Source organism: Gracilibacillus marinus, from assembly GCF_042651725.1.
Lineage (GTDB): Bacteria > Bacillota > Bacilli > Bacillales > Amphibacillaceae > Gracilibacillus > Gracilibacillus marinus.
In genome coordinates this window covers 1,068,456-1,085,516 of sequence record NZ_JBHSDV010000001.1, presented here as the reverse complement: position 1 = coordinate 1,085,516, position 17,061 = coordinate 1,068,456, and the positions used below count along the sequence as shown (strand labels likewise).

The 17,061-nt window shown below is 33.6% G+C and carries 20 protein-coding genes; 9 read left to right on the top strand and 11 right to left on the bottom strand.

The window, feature by feature from the left end; genetic code table 11:
- Nucleotides 1-52: 52 nt before the first annotated feature.
- The 10 genes from sufB to ACFOZ1_RS04785 all read right to left on the bottom strand — a co-directional run bounded on the left by sufB (nucleotide 53) and on the right by ACFOZ1_RS04785 (nucleotide 7,717).
- On the bottom strand, nucleotides 53-1,450 hold the full coding sequence (gene sufB / locus ACFOZ1_RS04830) for a Fe-S cluster assembly protein SufB (RefSeq protein WP_390196520.1): 1,398 nt from the start codon (nucleotides 1,448-1,450) through the stop codon (nucleotides 53-55).
- Nucleotides 1,451-1,482: 32 nt separating this feature from the next.
- Nucleotides 1,483-1,926, bottom strand: a complete 444-nt coding sequence (sufU, locus tag ACFOZ1_RS04825; RefSeq protein ID WP_390196519.1) for a Fe-S cluster assembly sulfur transfer protein SufU — start codon at nucleotides 1,924-1,926, stop codon at nucleotides 1,483-1,485.
- On the bottom strand, nucleotides 1,916-3,136 hold the full coding sequence (locus ACFOZ1_RS04820) for a cysteine desulfurase (protein ID WP_390196517.1): 1,221 nt from the start codon (nucleotides 3,134-3,136) through the stop codon (nucleotides 1,916-1,918). The genes sufU and ACFOZ1_RS04820 overlap by 11 nt, the downstream gene beginning before the upstream one ends.
- Entirely contained in the window at nucleotides 3,136-4,443 is a 1,308-nt protein-coding gene (gene sufD / locus ACFOZ1_RS04815; RefSeq protein WP_390196515.1) for a Fe-S cluster assembly protein SufD, read from the bottom strand. The genes ACFOZ1_RS04820 and sufD overlap by 1 nt, the downstream gene beginning before the upstream one ends.
- Nucleotides 4,444-4,460: 17 nt before the next feature.
- Complete coding sequence (gene sufC / locus ACFOZ1_RS04810; protein ID WP_390196513.1) at nucleotides 4,461-5,246, bottom strand: Fe-S cluster assembly ATPase SufC; 786 nt, start codon at nucleotides 5,244-5,246, stop codon at nucleotides 4,461-4,463.
- A 364-nt stretch (nucleotides 5,247-5,610) separates the two neighbouring features.
- On the bottom strand, nucleotides 5,611-5,751 hold the full coding sequence (locus tag ACFOZ1_RS04805) for a hypothetical protein (protein ID WP_390196512.1): 141 nt from the start codon (nucleotides 5,749-5,751) through the stop codon (nucleotides 5,611-5,613).
- A gap of 226 nt (nucleotides 5,752-5,977) precedes the next feature.
- Complete coding sequence (locus ACFOZ1_RS04800; RefSeq protein ID WP_390196511.1) at nucleotides 5,978-6,292, bottom strand: thioredoxin family protein; 315 nt, start codon at nucleotides 6,290-6,292, stop codon at nucleotides 5,978-5,980.
- Between the two features lie 67 nt (nucleotides 6,293-6,359).
- Nucleotides 6,360-6,716 (bottom strand): toprim domain-containing protein, encoded by a 357-nt coding sequence (locus tag ACFOZ1_RS04795; protein ID WP_390196509.1) that lies wholly within the window; start codon nucleotides 6,714-6,716, stop codon nucleotides 6,360-6,362.
- A gap of 176 nt (nucleotides 6,717-6,892) precedes the next feature.
- On the bottom strand, nucleotides 6,893-7,276 hold the full coding sequence (gcvH, locus tag ACFOZ1_RS04790) for a glycine cleavage system protein GcvH (protein WP_390196507.1): 384 nt from the start codon (nucleotides 7,274-7,276) through the stop codon (nucleotides 6,893-6,895).
- Between the two features lie 84 nt (nucleotides 7,277-7,360).
- A complete protein-coding gene (locus ACFOZ1_RS04785) occupies nucleotides 7,361-7,717 on the bottom strand; it encodes an arsenate reductase family protein (RefSeq protein WP_390196505.1) in 357 nt (118 codons plus the stop codon).
- Between the two features lie 204 nt (nucleotides 7,718-7,921).
- Here ACFOZ1_RS04785 and ACFOZ1_RS04780 point away from each other — a divergent pair, with 204 nt between their 5' ends.
- The 6 genes from ACFOZ1_RS04780 (at nucleotide 7,922) to ACFOZ1_RS04755 (ending at nucleotide 12,142) form a co-directional block, all read left to right on the top strand.
- Nucleotides 7,922-8,167 (top strand): hypothetical protein, encoded by a 246-nt coding sequence (locus ACFOZ1_RS04780; protein ID WP_390196503.1) that lies wholly within the window; start codon nucleotides 7,922-7,924, stop codon nucleotides 8,165-8,167.
- 14 nt (nucleotides 8,168-8,181) lie between these two features.
- The gene (locus ACFOZ1_RS04775; RefSeq protein ID WP_390196502.1) at nucleotides 8,182-8,508 is read left to right on the top strand and encodes a spore coat protein; all 327 of its coding nucleotides are present in this window, start codon (nucleotides 8,182-8,184) and stop codon (nucleotides 8,506-8,508) included.
- A 292-nt stretch (nucleotides 8,509-8,800) separates the two neighbouring features.
- Nucleotides 8,801-9,553, top strand: coding sequence for a metal ABC transporter ATP-binding protein (locus ACFOZ1_RS04770; protein ID WP_390196500.1), 753 nt, complete (start codon nucleotides 8,801-8,803; stop codon nucleotides 9,551-9,553).
- Between the two features lie 18 nt (nucleotides 9,554-9,571).
- Complete coding sequence (locus tag ACFOZ1_RS04765) at nucleotides 9,572-10,444, top strand: metal ABC transporter permease (RefSeq protein ID WP_390196498.1); 873 nt, start codon at nucleotides 9,572-9,574, stop codon at nucleotides 10,442-10,444.
- Complete coding sequence (locus ACFOZ1_RS04760; protein ID WP_390196497.1) at nucleotides 10,441-10,848, top strand: Fur family transcriptional regulator; 408 nt, start codon at nucleotides 10,441-10,443, stop codon at nucleotides 10,846-10,848. Before ACFOZ1_RS04765 ends, ACFOZ1_RS04760 begins: the two co-directional genes overlap by 4 nt.
- Before the next feature lie 151 nt (nucleotides 10,849-10,999).
- Entirely contained in the window at nucleotides 11,000-12,142 is a 1,143-nt protein-coding gene (locus ACFOZ1_RS04755; RefSeq protein WP_390196496.1) for a glycosyltransferase family 4 protein, read from the top strand.
- A gap of 199 nt (nucleotides 12,143-12,341) precedes the next feature.
- Here the strand turns inward: ACFOZ1_RS04755 and ACFOZ1_RS04750 are convergent, their stop codons facing one another.
- A complete protein-coding gene (locus ACFOZ1_RS04750; RefSeq protein ID WP_390196494.1) occupies nucleotides 12,342-13,220 on the bottom strand; it encodes a M14 family metallopeptidase in 879 nt (292 codons plus the stop codon).
- A gap of 110 nt (nucleotides 13,221-13,330) precedes the next feature.
- Between ACFOZ1_RS04750 and ACFOZ1_RS04745 the strand changes: the two genes are divergently transcribed.
- The 3 genes from ACFOZ1_RS04745 to ACFOZ1_RS04735 are packed head-to-tail and all read left to right on the top strand — an operon-like array spanning nucleotide 13,331 to nucleotide 17,008.
- Nucleotides 13,331-14,827: a spore germination protein gene (locus ACFOZ1_RS04745; RefSeq protein ID WP_390196492.1), complete on the top strand. Its 1,497-nt coding sequence runs from the start codon at nucleotides 13,331-13,333 to the stop codon at nucleotides 14,825-14,827.
- A 7-nt stretch (nucleotides 14,828-14,834) separates the two neighbouring features.
- Entirely contained in the window at nucleotides 14,835-15,938 is a 1,104-nt protein-coding gene (locus tag ACFOZ1_RS04740; protein WP_390196491.1) for a GerAB/ArcD/ProY family transporter, read from the top strand.
- Nucleotides 15,935-17,008 (top strand): Ger(x)C family spore germination protein, encoded by a 1,074-nt coding sequence (locus tag ACFOZ1_RS04735; RefSeq protein WP_390198059.1) that lies wholly within the window; start codon nucleotides 15,935-15,937, stop codon nucleotides 17,006-17,008. The genes ACFOZ1_RS04740 and ACFOZ1_RS04735 overlap by 4 nt, the downstream gene beginning before the upstream one ends.
- Nucleotides 17,009-17,061 lie beyond the last annotated feature (53 nt).

Sequence of the window (17,061 nt, the reverse complement as noted above, 5' to 3'; positions counted from 1 at the left end):
TTTTAAATACAAAAACCCTTGCCAAATTAATATGACAAGGGTTGTGATTTTATTAACCAATAGAACCTTCCATCTCGAATTTAATCAAGCGATTCATTTCTACCGCATATTCCATTGGAAGTTCTTTCGTGAATGGTTCAATGAAGCCCATTACGATCATTTCTGTTGCTTCTTCCTCAGAAATACCACGACTCATTAAATAAAATAATTGTTCTTCAGATACTTTTGATACTTTTGCTTCATGCTCTAATGAGATATTCTCATTTAAAATCTCATTGTAAGGAATCGTATCAGAAGTTGATTGATTATCCATAATTAATGTGTCACATTCGATGTTCGAACGTGCACCATCTGCTTTACGACCAAAATGAACAATTCCACGATATGATACTTTTCCACCTTGTTTAGAAATGGATTTAGATACGATTGTAGAAGATGTGTTTGGTGCAAGGTGATGCATTTTTGCACCTGCATCCTGGTGTTGACCTTTACCGGCTAAAGCAATCGATAATGTCATACCACGTGCGCCTTCACCTTTTAAGATGACAGCTGGATATTTCATTGTTAATTTAGAACCGATATTCCCATCAATCCATTCCATTGTTGCATTGGCATCACATGTTGCTCTTTTAGTTACTAAATTGTAAACATTATTCGCCCAGTTCTGGATTGTTGTGTAACGGCAATATGCATCTTTTTTAACAAAGATTTCAACAACAGCACTGTGTAATGAATTCGTTGTATATGTTGGTGCAGTACATCCTTCAACATAGTGTACAGATGCGCCTTCATCCACGATAATTAACGTACGCTCAAATTGACCCATATTCTCAGAGTTAATACGGAAATATGCTTGTAAAGGTGTGTCTGCTTTGACACCTTTTGGAACATAGATAAAGGAACCACCAGACCATACAGCAGAGTTTAATGCAGCAAATTTGTTATCAGAAGAAGGGATTACTTTACCAAAGTATTCTTTGAATAAATCTTCATTCTCTTTCAGTGCTGTATCTGTATCTTTAAATACGATACCCATTTTCTCTAAGTCTTCTTTTAAGTTGTGATACACTACTTCTGATTCATACTGTGCAGAAACACCTGCTAAATATTTTTGTTCTGCTTCAGGAATACCTAATTTATCGAATGTACGCTTAATTTCTTCAGGAACTTCATCCCAAGAACGTTCTGAACGCTCAGATGGTTTTACGTAGTACGTAATTTCATCAAAGTCAAGTTCAGATAGATCTCCACCCCATTGTGGCATTGGCTTTTTATAAAATTGTTCCAATGCTTTTAAGCGGTATTCTAACATCCACTCAGGTTCTTCTTTCATGTGTGAGATTTCTTCTACTATTTTACGTGTTAATCCTTTTTCTGTACGAAAAATGGAAATATCTCGATCGTGAAAACCATATTTATATTCGCCTATTTCAGGTGCTTTTTTAGCCATTTTCATACCTCCTAATAATGTAGGATTTTAGCTTACTGCTTTTCATCCTCTGCTACTGCTTTCTCCATTGCTTTCCAAGCTAACGTAGCACATTTAATACGTGCTGGGAACTTCGATACACCTTGAAGTGCTTCAATGTCACCTAAGTCCATTTCAACTTCATCTAGTTCTTCTCCTAGCATCATATTTGAAAAAATGGATGACATCTTCACTGCATCATCTACATTTTTACCTTTAATTGCTTGTGTCATCATCGATGCAGAAGACATGCTAATCGAGCAACCTTCTCCTTCGAACTTAGCATCTTTGACAATATCATTCTCTATTTGCAGATGCAACTCAATTCTGTCCCCACATGTTGGGTTGTTCATATCAATTGTAATCGTATCATCAGCTAAAGTACCCTTGTTACGAGGATTTTTATAATGATCCATAATTACTTGTCTATATAATGTATCCAAATTGTTAAAAGACATCACCAAAATACTCCTTCGCTCTTTGGATTCCCTCAACTAAACGATCAATATCATCATTCGTATTGTACAAGTAGAAACTAGCTCGTGCTGTTGCTGTTGCTTGCAACCATTTCATCAATGGTTGTGCACAATGATGACCTGCTCTTACTGCAATACCTTCTGCATCTAGTACTGTTGCAGTATCGTGAGGGTGTACTCCTTCGATGTTAAATGTAACTAAACCACTTCTTTGTTTAGGTCCATATATTGTAATGCCATCAATTGTGGATAACTTTCCTTGTGCATAGCTAACTAATTGCTTTTCATGTGCTTCTATTTCTTCCATTCCAATTTCGTTTAAAAAGTCAATCGCTGCGCCTAAACCAATTGCACCAGCTATAATTGGTGTCCCCCCCTCAAACTTCCAAGGGAGTTCTTTCCAAGTGGAGTCATATAAATCAACAAAGTCAATCATTTCTCCACCAAATTCTACTGGTTCCATTTTTTCTAGCAAAGCTTTCTTACCATATAACACACCAATACCAGTTGGTCCACACATTTTGTGTCCAGAGAATGCATAGAAATCACAATCTAATGCTTGCACATCTACTTTTAAGTGAGGGATTCCTTGTGCTCCATCAACTAGTAGGATTGCTCCATTTTCATGAGCTATATCTGCAATTTCTCTAATTGGATTTATTGTTCCTAATACGTTAGATACATGTGTAATTGCAACGATTTTTGTATTCGAAGTAATTGTTTCTCGAGCAGCATCTAATGTAATCGTGCCATCACTTTCCATCGGAATATACTTCAAAGTAGCTCCAGTACACTTACATGCTTGCTGCCATGGAATGATATTACTATGATGCTCCATCTGTGTAATAACGACCTCGTCACCTTCTTTTAGAAAGTGACGTGCATATCCATACCCAACCATGTTAATTGCTGTCGTTGCTCCTCTTGTAAAAATAATCTCTTCTGTTGAAGCAGCATGTATAAATTGTTTAACCTTATCACGTGCACCTTCATATTGATCTGTAGCACGAGTTCCTAATGTGTGTACACCACGGTGCACATTAGAATTATTTAAGTGATAATAACTATTTAATGCTTCGATTACCTTTATTGGTTTTTGCGATGTTGCTGCAGAATCCAAATATACTAATGGGTGGCCGTTTACCTCTTGATTTAGTATCGGAAATTGCTCACGAATCGCTTCGACGTTCATTAGTATACTTTCCTTTCAATTACCTCTGTTAATTGATTTCGTACTGCTTCAATTGGAATTTCCGTTACTACAGGCGCTAAGAAACCATGAATGATTAAGCGTTCTGCTTCTTGCTTAGAAATTCCTCTACTCATTAAATAATACAATTGAAGTGGATCTACACGGCCTACAGAAGCAGCATGACCTGCTGTAACATCATCTTCATCAATTAAAAGAATTGGATTTGCGTCCCCACGTGCATCTTTACTTAGCATTAATACACGAGATTCTTGTTCCGCATTCGATTTGGAAGCACCATGTTCGATTTTTCCAATACCGTTAAATATTGCTGAAGCAGCATCTTTCATTACACCATGTTGTAAAATGTATCCTTCTGATTGCTTACCAAAATGGACAATTTTCGCAGTGAAGTTCTGTGTTTGGTCACCACGACCTACAGAAACAGTCTTCGCATAAGAATAAGAATTATCACCAATTAAATGTGTAATATTCTCAGAAACTGTATTTCCATCATTCATCTGACCTAAGTTCCATTCTGTTTTGGCATCACGATAAGCTACACCACGACGGTTTACATATACTGTTGTGCCATGCGCAAAATTGTCTACAGTACCAAAGTTGATTTTTGCGTTATCATGTGCAATAACTTCTGTAACAATATTCGCAACTGCTTTCTCATCATGATTATGAGAGATATAGTTTTCTACATATGTTAAAGAACTGTTCGCCTCTGCAACGACAATCACATGGTTGAATGTAGCTGTTTCTGGGTCTTCTTGCCAGAAAATTGCTTGAAGCGGTTCTTCTACAACAACGTTTTTAGGAACATATACGAATACTCCACCATTCATTAATGCAGTATGAAGTGCAGTTAATTTGTGTTCATCAATTTGAACTGCATCTTTCATGTAATAACGTTGTACCAAATCGCTATGTTCATTTAGTGCTGTTTGGATATCTGTAAGAATAACACCTTGTGCTTGTAAATCTTCTGAAAGTGATTTGTAAGCAACTGTTTGATTTCGTTGAATAACCAAATTTTTATTTGTATTTTCCATATCAAGAAATACTTGAATATCTTCAGGCAATTCTTGTAAGGAATTTAATTCCACTGCTTTCGTATCATGTTTGAAATCAGTAAAGTTCCATCTTTTAATACTTGTTTTATCAGGTTTAGGCATTTCTAAACCTTCGACTAAATCTAATGCTTGCAAACGTAATTGTTGCATCCATTCCGGTTCATTTCTGTTTGCAGAAAAAGACCGAATATATTCTTGATCAAACGGTAATTTAGTTTCCACAGTCATACGATACCTCCTAACCTTTATGCATTTTGTCCTACAGTTTCGTCTTCGATTCCTAATTCTTGCTTAATCCAATCATAACCTTCCGCTTCAAGTCTATGAGCTAATTCAGGACCACCAGATTTAACGACACGTCCTTGCATCATAATATGAACATGGTCAGGAGTGATGTAATCAAGTAAACGTTGGTAGTGTGTAATAATTAAGCAACCAAAGTCTTCGCCACGCATTTTGTTGATACCTTTAGAAACAATTTTAAGTGCATCAATATCTAAACCAGAATCAATTTCATCAAGAATTGCAATTGCTGGTTGAATCATCATTAATTGTAAAATTTCGTTACGTTTCTTTTCTCCACCAGAGAAACCTTCATTTAAATAACGTTGTGCCATGTTTTTATCCATTTCTAGATAATCCATTGCACTATCCATTTCTTTAATAAACTTCATTAATGAAATTTCGTCGCCTTCTTCACGGTGTGCGTTCACAGAAGAACGTAGGAAGTCAGAAGTTGTTACACCACTAATTTCACTAGGATATTGCATTGCTAAGAACAAACCTGCTTTTGCACGCTCATCAACTTCCATTTCTAACACGTCTTCCCCATCTAATAAGATTTGACCTTTTGTCACTTCATATTTAGGGTGACCCATAATTGCTGATGCTAAAGTGGATTTCCCAGTACCATTTGGTCCCATTACAGCATGGAATTCTCCACCTTTAATTGTTAAGTTAACACCTTTTAGTATTTCTTGACCTTCGATTTCAACATGAAGATCTTTAATTTCAAGAGTAGAACTTGCCATAGAAACATACCTCCAAAACATTTAATGTATAGTTTTTTAAGTGATATTAAATTCATTCTCACTTTATTCTCATTACAATCTTATACTATTTCGAATCTAATATCAACCAATATTAATTCAAACATTTCCCTTCCAATTTGTCACAGTAAAAACAACATGCTCCTTTCTGTTTATTCTGAAAACGCATCGACCTAAGAACGCTCTAAATAAACGTATACTAACATCTGTTTTCATTTACTTGTAATCAGTTGGAATCTCCCTTATTATAACACACTTAAATTATAATTATCGATTATCGTAGTAATTCAACAAACGATATACAAAAAAAGCTGTATGAAATCATACAGCTTTTTTTGTAATATATTTAGCGATGGACTTGTCGATGAATATCTTGAACAATTGATTGACTTTTTACATAGCTTTTATAACGATCTTTTTCAACTTTTAAACGTGTGGAGAGATTTCTACTGTACTCTTCATATCCGACATCGTGATTTTGATGCATTGCTTTCTCCATTTCATGTGTGTAATGTAGATCGAGCTTATGGTCATTAATAATAAATCAATCCTTTCATTTGTTTGACAAAATCATTATACCATGTGCAAAAAGATTTCCAAAATGTCTCATTCCTTTATACACATCTGTTAGAACTGATTTTTATTTATATGGATGAATTACCTAACCATACTTAATAATTTCGGCTATTTACTATCATTTATTCAGATATAAGCTATTTCTGTTCCCATTTTTTTACAATTTGATATAAGTTTGTGACAGATTCCATCTTATAAATAGGTTCTGCTTGTAGCGTTCCGTTCCATAAAACTAATGCAGGTACACTTTCTAATTTGTTTTTCTTCATAAAATTAGGATGTAGGGATGCATTTAATTTATATATCACTCTGCTTGGATTTGTTTGTTCAATTATTTGAAGCATTTTCTCAGCTAATTGACATGTTGCACAGAATGGGGTGTGAATAAAAATTAGTATATTCTCATTTGCTTTACTAAGTGCTGCTTCTGTTTCTGAATTCCATTCTTTCATTTCTATCACCTTTTATTTCATTTAGAAAAAATCTTACTATACGAATATCGTTTATTTCTAACTAATTTTATCTTGATAAATAATCTGGATGTATCATAATATGAGATGAAATTAATGCCGTTGCTAGCGCAGCTTCTGGTGTTGCTGCTACTTCTCTAAATGCTTTATCAACATAAATATGTGAAGCATGTGGCAATTCTTTAGATAATTGCTTTCGTAACTTCTTACCCGCTTTATCTTCATCAACTAATATATATACGTCTCGATTTTCCATATCATATGTTTCAATTAGACCTTCTAATTTTTCTATACCAATCGTACCATTCGTACAAACAATTTCCACATGATCATTTATTAATTTTTCTACTTTATCTTTATCTGATTTACCTTCTACAATTATTAATTTCACATCTTCATTTGACATCCGTTCACCTACTTCACATACGAATAAGTTCACTCTCATTCTTATAACAAAAATAACTTAGTTTATTCTATGGGATAGTAATGTAAAGATATACCTTTTCATAAGATGTTTCCAATTTATTTACTAATAGATATAAAGGAAGCATTCGCAGCACATACTACGAATGCTTATTTTCTTTATTCTTCATTAATCATTTGATCATATTCGTCTGCACTCTTTAGTTCTTCAAGTTGATTGGAATCTGCAACCTCTACATCAATCATCCATGCTTCCTCATATGGTGATTCATTGACTAATTCAGGATTATCTAATAGGTGTTGATTCACGGCAACAACTTTTCCGCTAATTGGAGAATATAATTCAGAGACTGTTTTTACAGATTCTGCATTACCAAAAGGTTCTCCTTTTACTACCTCGTCACCAATTTCAGGTAGTTCAATAAACACAATATCGCCTAGTTCTGACTGTGCATGGTCAGTAATTCCAATTCGTACAGTTGTATCATTTTTTAATACCCATTCATGCTCATCTGAGTATAATCTTTCTTTAGGTAGATTCAATGTATACCCTCCTAGTTATGATAAAAGTTCTTCGCTTTTAAAAAAATATGTACCTTTACTTCTAATATACTATTAATATAACGTTTATTTCCAAGTTTGGTCAAATACTTCTTCTTTAAAACCAACTGTCACTTTCGTTTCACTTACAGTTAAAGGTCTTTTTAGCAACATACCATCAGAGGCAAGATAATCTAACTTCTCTTCTGTAGATGCTTCTTTCAGTTTATCTTTTAATCCAAGTTCTCGATACTTTTGTCCACTTGTGTTAAAGAATTTCTGAATTGGCAAATCGCTTTTCTCGATTATTTCTTTCAATTCTTCTTTTGTAGGGTTCTCTTCTATAATATGTACAGCTTGATACGTTACCCCATGATCATCTAGCCATTTCTTTGCTTTTCGACATGTACTACATTTCGGATACCAATAAAAAGTTACGCTCATCACTCTTACCTCCCATGTTTCTTTATTCCTATTATTATTTTAACGAAAAAATGAAATAGAAAGCAAACAATACAACATATCCTTTGAATGAATAATTCTTATCATGTTACACAAAATACTTGTGAGTTACTATTTATGGGATTGTCGGTGTCTACCATAAACTAATGTGTTATTTCATTCACACAACATGTAAGGAGGATCATCATGCAACAACAAATGAATCAAAACATTATGCAACAACCGCCACAAATGATTAGTACGAAGGATCATTTATATTTAACAGATATGTTGTCATGGAATTTAAATGCAGCCAAAAAAGCTCATTTTTTTGCACAACAATGCACCATTCCTGAAGTAAAAGAAGCGATTGAAAAAGCTTGTAAGATGCATGAAAAACATTACCAAATGATAATCGAGCATCTAAATGATAATAAGAGTAAAATGATGTAAATGGAGGTATGGACATGCAGCCAATGTCTAATAAAGTTCAAAACCCTGAAACACAAATCACCAAAACAACTGCAATGAATGATCGAGATTTTATTAATGACATACTTGCGACAGAAAAGTATTTGACACAGGCATATAGTACAGCATTAAATGAAGCAAGCAACCAAACCCTATACCAAGATATCTTACACATATTTGAAGACACTCAAAATTGTCAACGTGAACTATATAATATGATGTTTAAGCATGGCTGGTATAGTTTAGACAAAGCAACTATCCAGGCTTGTGAGCAGAGTTATCAACAATTTCAACAATACAAGAGCCAGTTACCAGTACACTAACTTAAGCGATTTAGATAAATAATCACAAATATGGAAATAAGACCTTTCTTTGAACTGAGGTCTTATTTCTTTTTTTAATTATCCCACACACTTACCTCCCTTTTACCAATGCATCTGTTCACACATATTTACAAAACGTAATCATTACGATATAATACGATTAGCTTTATTATCTTAAATCGAGTAATCGATATTACTTGAATTAACAATAGAAACAATGTATGAGTATTCCAACACTTTTTGAATACTCATTTTATCTTTTATATTTTATTTTTAATAAAGGAGAATGCTTATGACTAAGGCCATTGTAAATATGGAGCATGTTCATTTCCGTTATGGACATAGAAAAGCGCTTGATGATATTCAATTTCAAATTAAAGAAGGGGATTTCATTGGTTTGGTCGGACCAAATGGTGGCGGTAAAACAACATTAATTAAGTTAATTCTAGGTATCGAAAAACCAACTAGTGGATCAATTGAAATCTTTGGACAACCAATTGAAAAATTTAAGCAAAAAAATGTAATAGGATATGTATCCCAAAAAGCAAATAGTTTTAACAAAGGTTTCCCTGCGACAGTATATGAAGTTGTTGCAATGGGATTAACTGCTAAATTAGGTATTATGAAACGCCTAACAAGACAAGACAAAGTGAAAATAAAAGAAACAGTTGCCAAAGTCGGTATGTTGGATTATTTATATGATAATATCGGCGATTTGTCTGGTGGTCAACAACAGCGAATTTTCATTGCAAGAGCACTTGTTAGTGATCCTCAATTACTCATATTGGATGAGCCAACTGTTGGTGTGGATGCAGAAAATGTAGAGAAATTCTTTGACTTGTTACATGAACTAAATCAACAAGGCATTAGTTTGTTGTTAGTGACACATGATATCGGTACAATGACACATCACGCACAACAAGTCGTATGTTTAAACAAAACACTTCATTTTCACGGAAATCCAAATACTTTTTCTTCATTATCGAAGGAACAATTATCAGAGTATTATGGTCATCCACTAAATTTAGTTACACATCAACATTAATAAGTCGGAGGAAATTTCATGCTAGCTAACTTTTTTGAATACGAGTTTTTAAGGAATACTTTTTTAACTGGTATTATTATTGGAATCATTGCACCATTATTAGGTACGTTTATCGTTGTAAGAAGACTATCTTTAATTGCAGATGCCCTATCGCATGTGACATTGGCTGGAATTGCATTTGGATTATTGTTAGAAAAGAAAACAGGTGCAGTCTTACTCACACCATTCTATTCTGGACTTGGATTCTCGGTAATCGGATCATTGTTTATTGAACGATTACGTAGAGTATATGCTGCATTTCAAGAATTAGCCATCCCTATCATCATGTCTGCAGGCGTTGGATTAAGTGTTATATTTATTTCTATTGCAAATGGTTTTAATACAGATTTATATAGTTATTTGTTTGGTTCGGTTTCTGCTGTTAGTAGACAAGATTTAATGAGTATTGGTGTAATTGCACTTATTGTTTGTGTTGTTATTTTTGTATATTATAAGGAACTATTCTTACTATCATTTGATGAGGAACATGCAAGCGTCACAGGAATTAACGCAAAAACGATACACTTTATTTTTATTTTATTAACAGCGCTAGTAATCGCAGCCTCTATTCGCATTGTTGGTGTATTACTTGTTTCATCATTAATGACATTACCTGTTGCATCAAGTATACGAATAGCAAAAGGATTCAAACAAACGATTATTTATGCGATAATCTATGGAGAAGTTGCTGTCATTGCTGGCTTAATTAGTGGGTATTATTTAGAAATTCCACCAGGTGGAACTATTGTAATGATATTAATTCTATTATTGATAATCACAATTACAGTAAAAAAAATTGCCACAGCTTTCGTGATAAGAAAACATCGATTACATGATGAGGTGAGTGAATGAACACAAAAGAAGCACTTCAATTATTAAAAGAAAAAGGATATAAATACACGGAGAAAAGAGAACATATGATAGAATATTTCGTTTCCGAAAATCGTTATCGTTCTGCTAAAGATTTATTAGAAAATATGGAACCAAGTTATGATGGTATTAGTTTTGACACAATCTATCGCAATCTTCATTTATTTGTACAATTAGATATACTTGAAACAACGGAACTAAACGGAGAAAAACAGTTTCGATTGAAATGTGCTCATAGTCACCATCATCACTTTATTTGTAAAACTTGTGGTGTCACAAAAGAAATTCATCATTGTCCAATGGAGCAAATCAGTGAAGAATTACAACAATTTATGATTGAAGATCACAAATTTGAGATTTACGGATTTTGTCCAGCTTGTAAATAACGATATACGATTCAATAAGCTAAATGTGCAGATATTATCACATTTGGCTTTTTTCTTATTTTACACATTCTTAACATAAATCGGTTGTTCTTTACATCTATTCATCATATGCTTTTGATGATAGGACATAATGAGAAGGGTGTTGATTAAAATGAGAATTGCTATTTTCACAGATACATTTCTTCCGGATGTGAATGGTGTTGCAAAAACATTAGGTAGATTTACTGCTTACTTAGAGAAAACAAACAATGATTTTATTGTCATCTCACCAAAGCAACAGCGAGAAGAAAAAACCAATCATATTTATCCGCAAGCTAGCTTTCCATTCCCCTTATACTCTGATTGTAGATTTTCTGTTCCCAATAAAAATGAAATACGTCAATTATTGAAATCTTTTCAACCAGATATCATCCATGTCGCCACACCTTTTTCTATCGGGTTATGTGGTGTGCAATTAGCGAAAAAAATGCATATACCGTTAGTCGGTTCCTATCATACCGATTTTGACCATTACTTACAATATTATCATCTTACCTTATTAAAAAAACCATTGTGGCGTTATATGGAATGGTTTCATCAACCAATGCAACGGCTTTATGTTCCCTCCTCTTATACATTAAAACAACTATCCAAACGCAACTTTCATTATTTAGATATTTGGAAAAGAGGTGTAGATACACAAATTTTTCATCCTAATTATAAGACAACATTTATTCGAGAAAAATACAAAATAAAGGAAAAATATATCTTATCTTACGTTGGAAGACTTGCACCAGAGAAGAACGTTGACATACTTACATATTTATTTCATTCCCTCCCTTCTTACATCAGAGATGATATACATTGGCTTATCGTAGGTGATGGACCTTCTAAAGATGGTTTAATTGAACATTCCAGTTCACAAATTACATTCACAGGATTTTTACAACAAAGTGACATTGCACCAATCCTTGCAGCAAGTGACTTATTTGTCTTTCCATCTGCTAGCGAGACATTTGGGAATGTTGTATTAGAAGCGTTAGCATGTGGGACACCTGTCATTGGCGCAAATGCAGGTGGAGTAAAGACAATCATTCAAGAAGGTTTTACTGGTGTTTTATGTCACGAAGATGATAAAAAAGCATTCTCCAAAGCGATCTTATCTGTTTTAATGAATCAAGAATGGTATACTCAATTGCAGGAAAATGCCATCCGTTACGCACAAAAACAAAAATGGGACGATCAATTTGAGCATTTACTAAATGGGTATGAGAACGTAATACAAGAATCATTAAAACAATCAAAGCATGCATGATACACATTGTTTGAAAAAAGATAAGGACAATAGAATTTCTTAGTCTGTAAAAATACGAACAAAGTGAAAGATATTTACCGAATCGTTTGGATTTTACATGTACTTTGTAACCTTCTGGCTTGGGCAAGTCAGAAGGTTACATAATCAATCTTTAAAATGGTATCATATCATCCTTTTATTTTTAAAATAATGATACGCATTACACATTCCTTCCAAGGATAAGACCAACATGTTTATTTTTCTCCCAAATTTCCTCATAGAACTCTAACGGAACAGGTCTAGGTCCTACATATGGTGCGATTTCCATAGTGAAAGATGGACGTTTTAGCTTCATCAAAAACCAATCCGTAAATCCTCCTCCACTGGGATTTTCACCCGGATCGATTAATGTGTATCCTGTTGCTGTCACTAACTGATTCGCTAGCTTTAACGATTCCTCTATTAACTTACCATCTGCTTTATACTTCCAAAAAATCTCTTCTCCTGATGAGTGATAACAAGCAACTGCATGGAATTGATGCAATATAGTAAAGTCATATAAAGCTCTTGCTTCGGGTTCACTTAATGGTGAAGGACCTTTGTACATACTTTTTGATGGTTTTCTAATATAATCATCAATATGCTCCCAATCCACTGGATATTGACGATTTAAATCCACACCTCGAATATTTGCTTTCCAACTTGCAAAATCAATAGAATTCTCATTCAATTGCAATAAAAAATCTTTTTCAGCGAATTGTCCGACACCTTCTTGAACTAATGTGACACCATCTGGATTGACCATTGGCACAAACCAAATGGATAAATCATCCAATTGATTCTCTGTATATGTTTTACAATAATATTCCAACATATGCATTAATAATGCTGTGGTCATCCATTCCCTCGCATGATGCGCACCATTTAGCATAATCGGTCTGCTACCATTTCCAATTTTTACCGCAATAATCTTTCTCTTATCAACAGACATTCCTATCTCTTCAACTACAAGGAATGGATATGTCTGTTTCAACAATTCGATATCATTTAACATGATTTGATACGTATACACTTGTTTTGGTTCTACAATTGATTCCATTGTGATTCCTCCATAGTAACTTAGTTTTTCATATGTAATATTCTATGTATATCTTATTAAAAATCACACATATTATGAGTATCATCTATTCTTTAGAAAGGTATTTACCTATGAGACTATTTCCGAAAGGCAAAAAACAAAAAAATGCACAACATAGTATAAATACTTTTTATGACCTTACAACGATCATGTCAGATAGCGATGATTTCATTCAAGTTGATTTTGGTAATTATCAAGAAATCAAACTTTATTACTATAAATCTTTAATTAATACAGAAAAGTTGCAAACAAATATACTTCCATTTTGTCATGAATTAACCATTGATTCTATACATGACTTAGCAAACATTCTACCATTTGATGAAAAAGTGATAACAACAGATGTTGCTTTAATTCAGGAAAAGATACTGTCAAGTTACATCGCAATAACTTTCGAAAGTAATATGTCAGAAGTATTGTTAATTCCTGCTCGATTTGAAACAGAGAGAGCCATACAAGCACCAGAAATTGAATTTAGTGTAATCGGCCCCAAATTAGCATTCATTGAAGATATCGATACAAATATTAATCTGATACGCAAAAGGTTGCGATTACCCCAATTGAAGGTCAAACAGTTGCGTGTAGGTAAACTAACGAAAACATCGATTGCTGTTGTCTATATTGATGGCATTACAAACGAAGATAATATTCAAACAATAATCCAACGAATAGAAGATATTGAATATGATCAAATTATTGATAGTTCTTTTATTTTACAGATGATTGCAGACAACAATTCCTCTCCATTTCCACAAATGATGGATTCAGAGCGACCTGATCGTGTAACAAGTGCACTTGCAGAAGGAAAAGTTGCAATTATTTGTGATGGCTCCCCTCATGTATTATGTGGACCTACTAATTTAGTTGAGTTCTTTTCTTCATATGAAGATTATTTTTTGTCATGGCCGATTGCCACTGCTTTTCGTATTATTCGAATATTTGCTGTAATGTTCTCTGTTTTAATTACACCATTATATGTTGCGATACTGACATATCATTATCAGGTCATTCCGGTCGATTTGCTTGGAACACTCATATCATCTCGTAAAGATATTCCGTTTCCACCGATACTTGAAGTATTAATTCTCGAATTGACAATTGAATTACTTAGAGAAGCTGGTGCGAGATTACCTGTTAAAATTGGACAAACAATCGGTATCGTTGGAGGGATTGTAATAGGAACTGCAGCTGTTGAAGCAGGACTTACTAGTAATGTACTACTGATAATTGTAGCACTTGCTGCACTTGCATCTTTTACTACACCAATCTATCGTATTGGTAATACCATTCGTTTATTGCGTTTTCCTTTTATTTTACTCGCGCAACTCTGTGGTCTTATTGGTATTATCATTGGTCTAGTGTTTTTGATTGGACATCTGTTGAAATTGACGTCATTAGGCAGACCGTATTTAGAACCTATTTTTCCACCTAGATGGCAAGATTTGAAAGATGCATTTATTCGACTACCTTTCAATAAACAAACAACAAAACCTATATTTACTCAGACAAAAGACAGAAATCGCATGAATACATATCGTGCAAACCAAAAGATGGACAAGCGAAAGTAGGGATAGTATGTCTTCCATCTATTCAATCAAGCCTAATCAACAAGTATCTCCGTTTTTATTGTTATACATTATCCACGCAACTCAAATTGGTGAAGGAATATTAAACTTCGAAAGGTTAATTGCAGCAGAAGCTGGTTATGATAGTTGGATTGCCGTGTTATTAACTGGACTAATGATGACAATCATTTTGTGGATAATATGGAAACTACTTAATGAAGAAACCGTTGATTTGATTGGATTACATCAATCTATATTTACAAAATGGATAGGTAATGGGTTAACAATAATAGTGAGTATTTATTTTCTACTTGTTCCAATTTTGATATTACGTTCCTATTTAGAAGTGATTAAAGTATGGTTATTTGAAGATTTGTTCACATTAGGTTTTGCGATTATTCTATTTCTTTTGTTGTTGTATTTTATAGTAGGAGGTTTTCGAATCACTACAGGGCTTCTTTTTATTAGCGTACTTGTAACAATGTTCCTTGGAATATTTAAATATATTGCATTTACTAATGCCAATATCGAGAATCTACTTCCTATTATGAACCATTCAAGCAAGGAGATCCTTAGTGCAGTGAAGCCAATGTTTTATAGTTTTCTAGGAATCGAATTAATTCTTATTTATGCACCATTTATTCGACATTTCCAAACAAATATAAAATGGGCAATTGCTGCTAATTGGATTACGACATTTATTTATTTATTTTCAGCTATTGCCATATTTCTATATTTTAGTGAGCATCAATTATTAAAGATTCAATGGCCTACACTGCATTTATGGAAAGAGATTAACTTACCATTTGTAGAAAGATTCGAATATATAGGCATAAGCTTACATTTTATTGCAATTATTGCAACAGCATGTATATACTTTTGGGCTGGCATCCAATGCATACATCGTGTTACTTCGTTAAATATAAAAAAAATTAGTATTGTACTCGGAATTGTTAGTGTAATTGGTTTTGTCTCCTTAACTTCTTTTTTAGTTGTGGAAAAGTTAGAGAAAGTGGTAAACGAGTTTGGTTTCTATTTTTTAATAGGATATCTTCCACTTTTGTTTTTCTTATCATTAATAAAGAAAGGAGTTAAGAAACATGCCAAAACATAATTACTTTCTACTTCTATTGGTTATCTGCATTTTTTTGTTTAGCAGGCTGTAATAAAACAAGAGTAATTGATGATGTAGATTTGCTAATGCTTGTAGGTTTTGATTGGATAGATGAGTCTAAAGAATACTTAGGGACAGAATTGTTTCCTCGTTACGGTTTAAGTGAAGACAGTCACGACAGAAGAGTTGGCGTTTTTTCAGCTAAAGGGTATACCACTCAACAAATTCACTCCAATATCCAATCTAAAGTACCAAATAAAATAGAGTCAGGGAAGCTATTAGGCATTGTATTAGGTGAGGAATTAGCACGGGAAGGAGTAAATGAAGTTTTATACGGTATCAGTGAAGACCCTAATATCGGTAGAGGTTTATTTGTTGCTATTGCAAAAGGAACGGCGAGTGAGTTGCTTAGTACGAACTACAATACGGATCATATTTTACCTATCTTTTTGAAAGATCTAATGAAGACACAGAGCAATAATAGTTTACCTCCCGTTAACTTACATCAATACAATTATAGTTATTATGGGGAAGGAATGGATCCATATCTGCCAATACTTGCGAACAAAGATAACCAGATTCAACTAATCGGACTAGGTTTTTTTAAAGGAGATCAATTAACATACGAAATAGATTACAATCGATTGTTCTACTTTCGAATTCTTTTTGAAAATAGCACCAACACAGAATTCGATCTTCTGACAGAAAAAATAGGCCATTTGTCTATTGTTGCAATTGAATCGACATTAAAAAAGAAATGGGTTAGCAAAAACAAGTTAGAATTACATGTCACAATAGCTGGAACGTTAACAGAATCCTATAATCAAAAATTGACTTCTTTTTCAAATAAAGCGGAAATAGAAGGAACAATTAAAAAAAAGTTAGAAAAAGAAACCAAACAATTGATTGAAGATTTACAAAAACATGATGTCGATCCATTAAGAATTGGCGCCTCAGCAAAAGCAACATTTCGAGATTGGCAAGAAGAGAAATGGAAAGAAGAATACCCAACAGTGGAAATCACACCAGTAATCACCTTTAATTTAAAACAAACAAATATTGTACATTGACGAACCAAAAGCGAAAGTGCCTGTTTAGAAACGTAGCGATTGGAGCACATCAA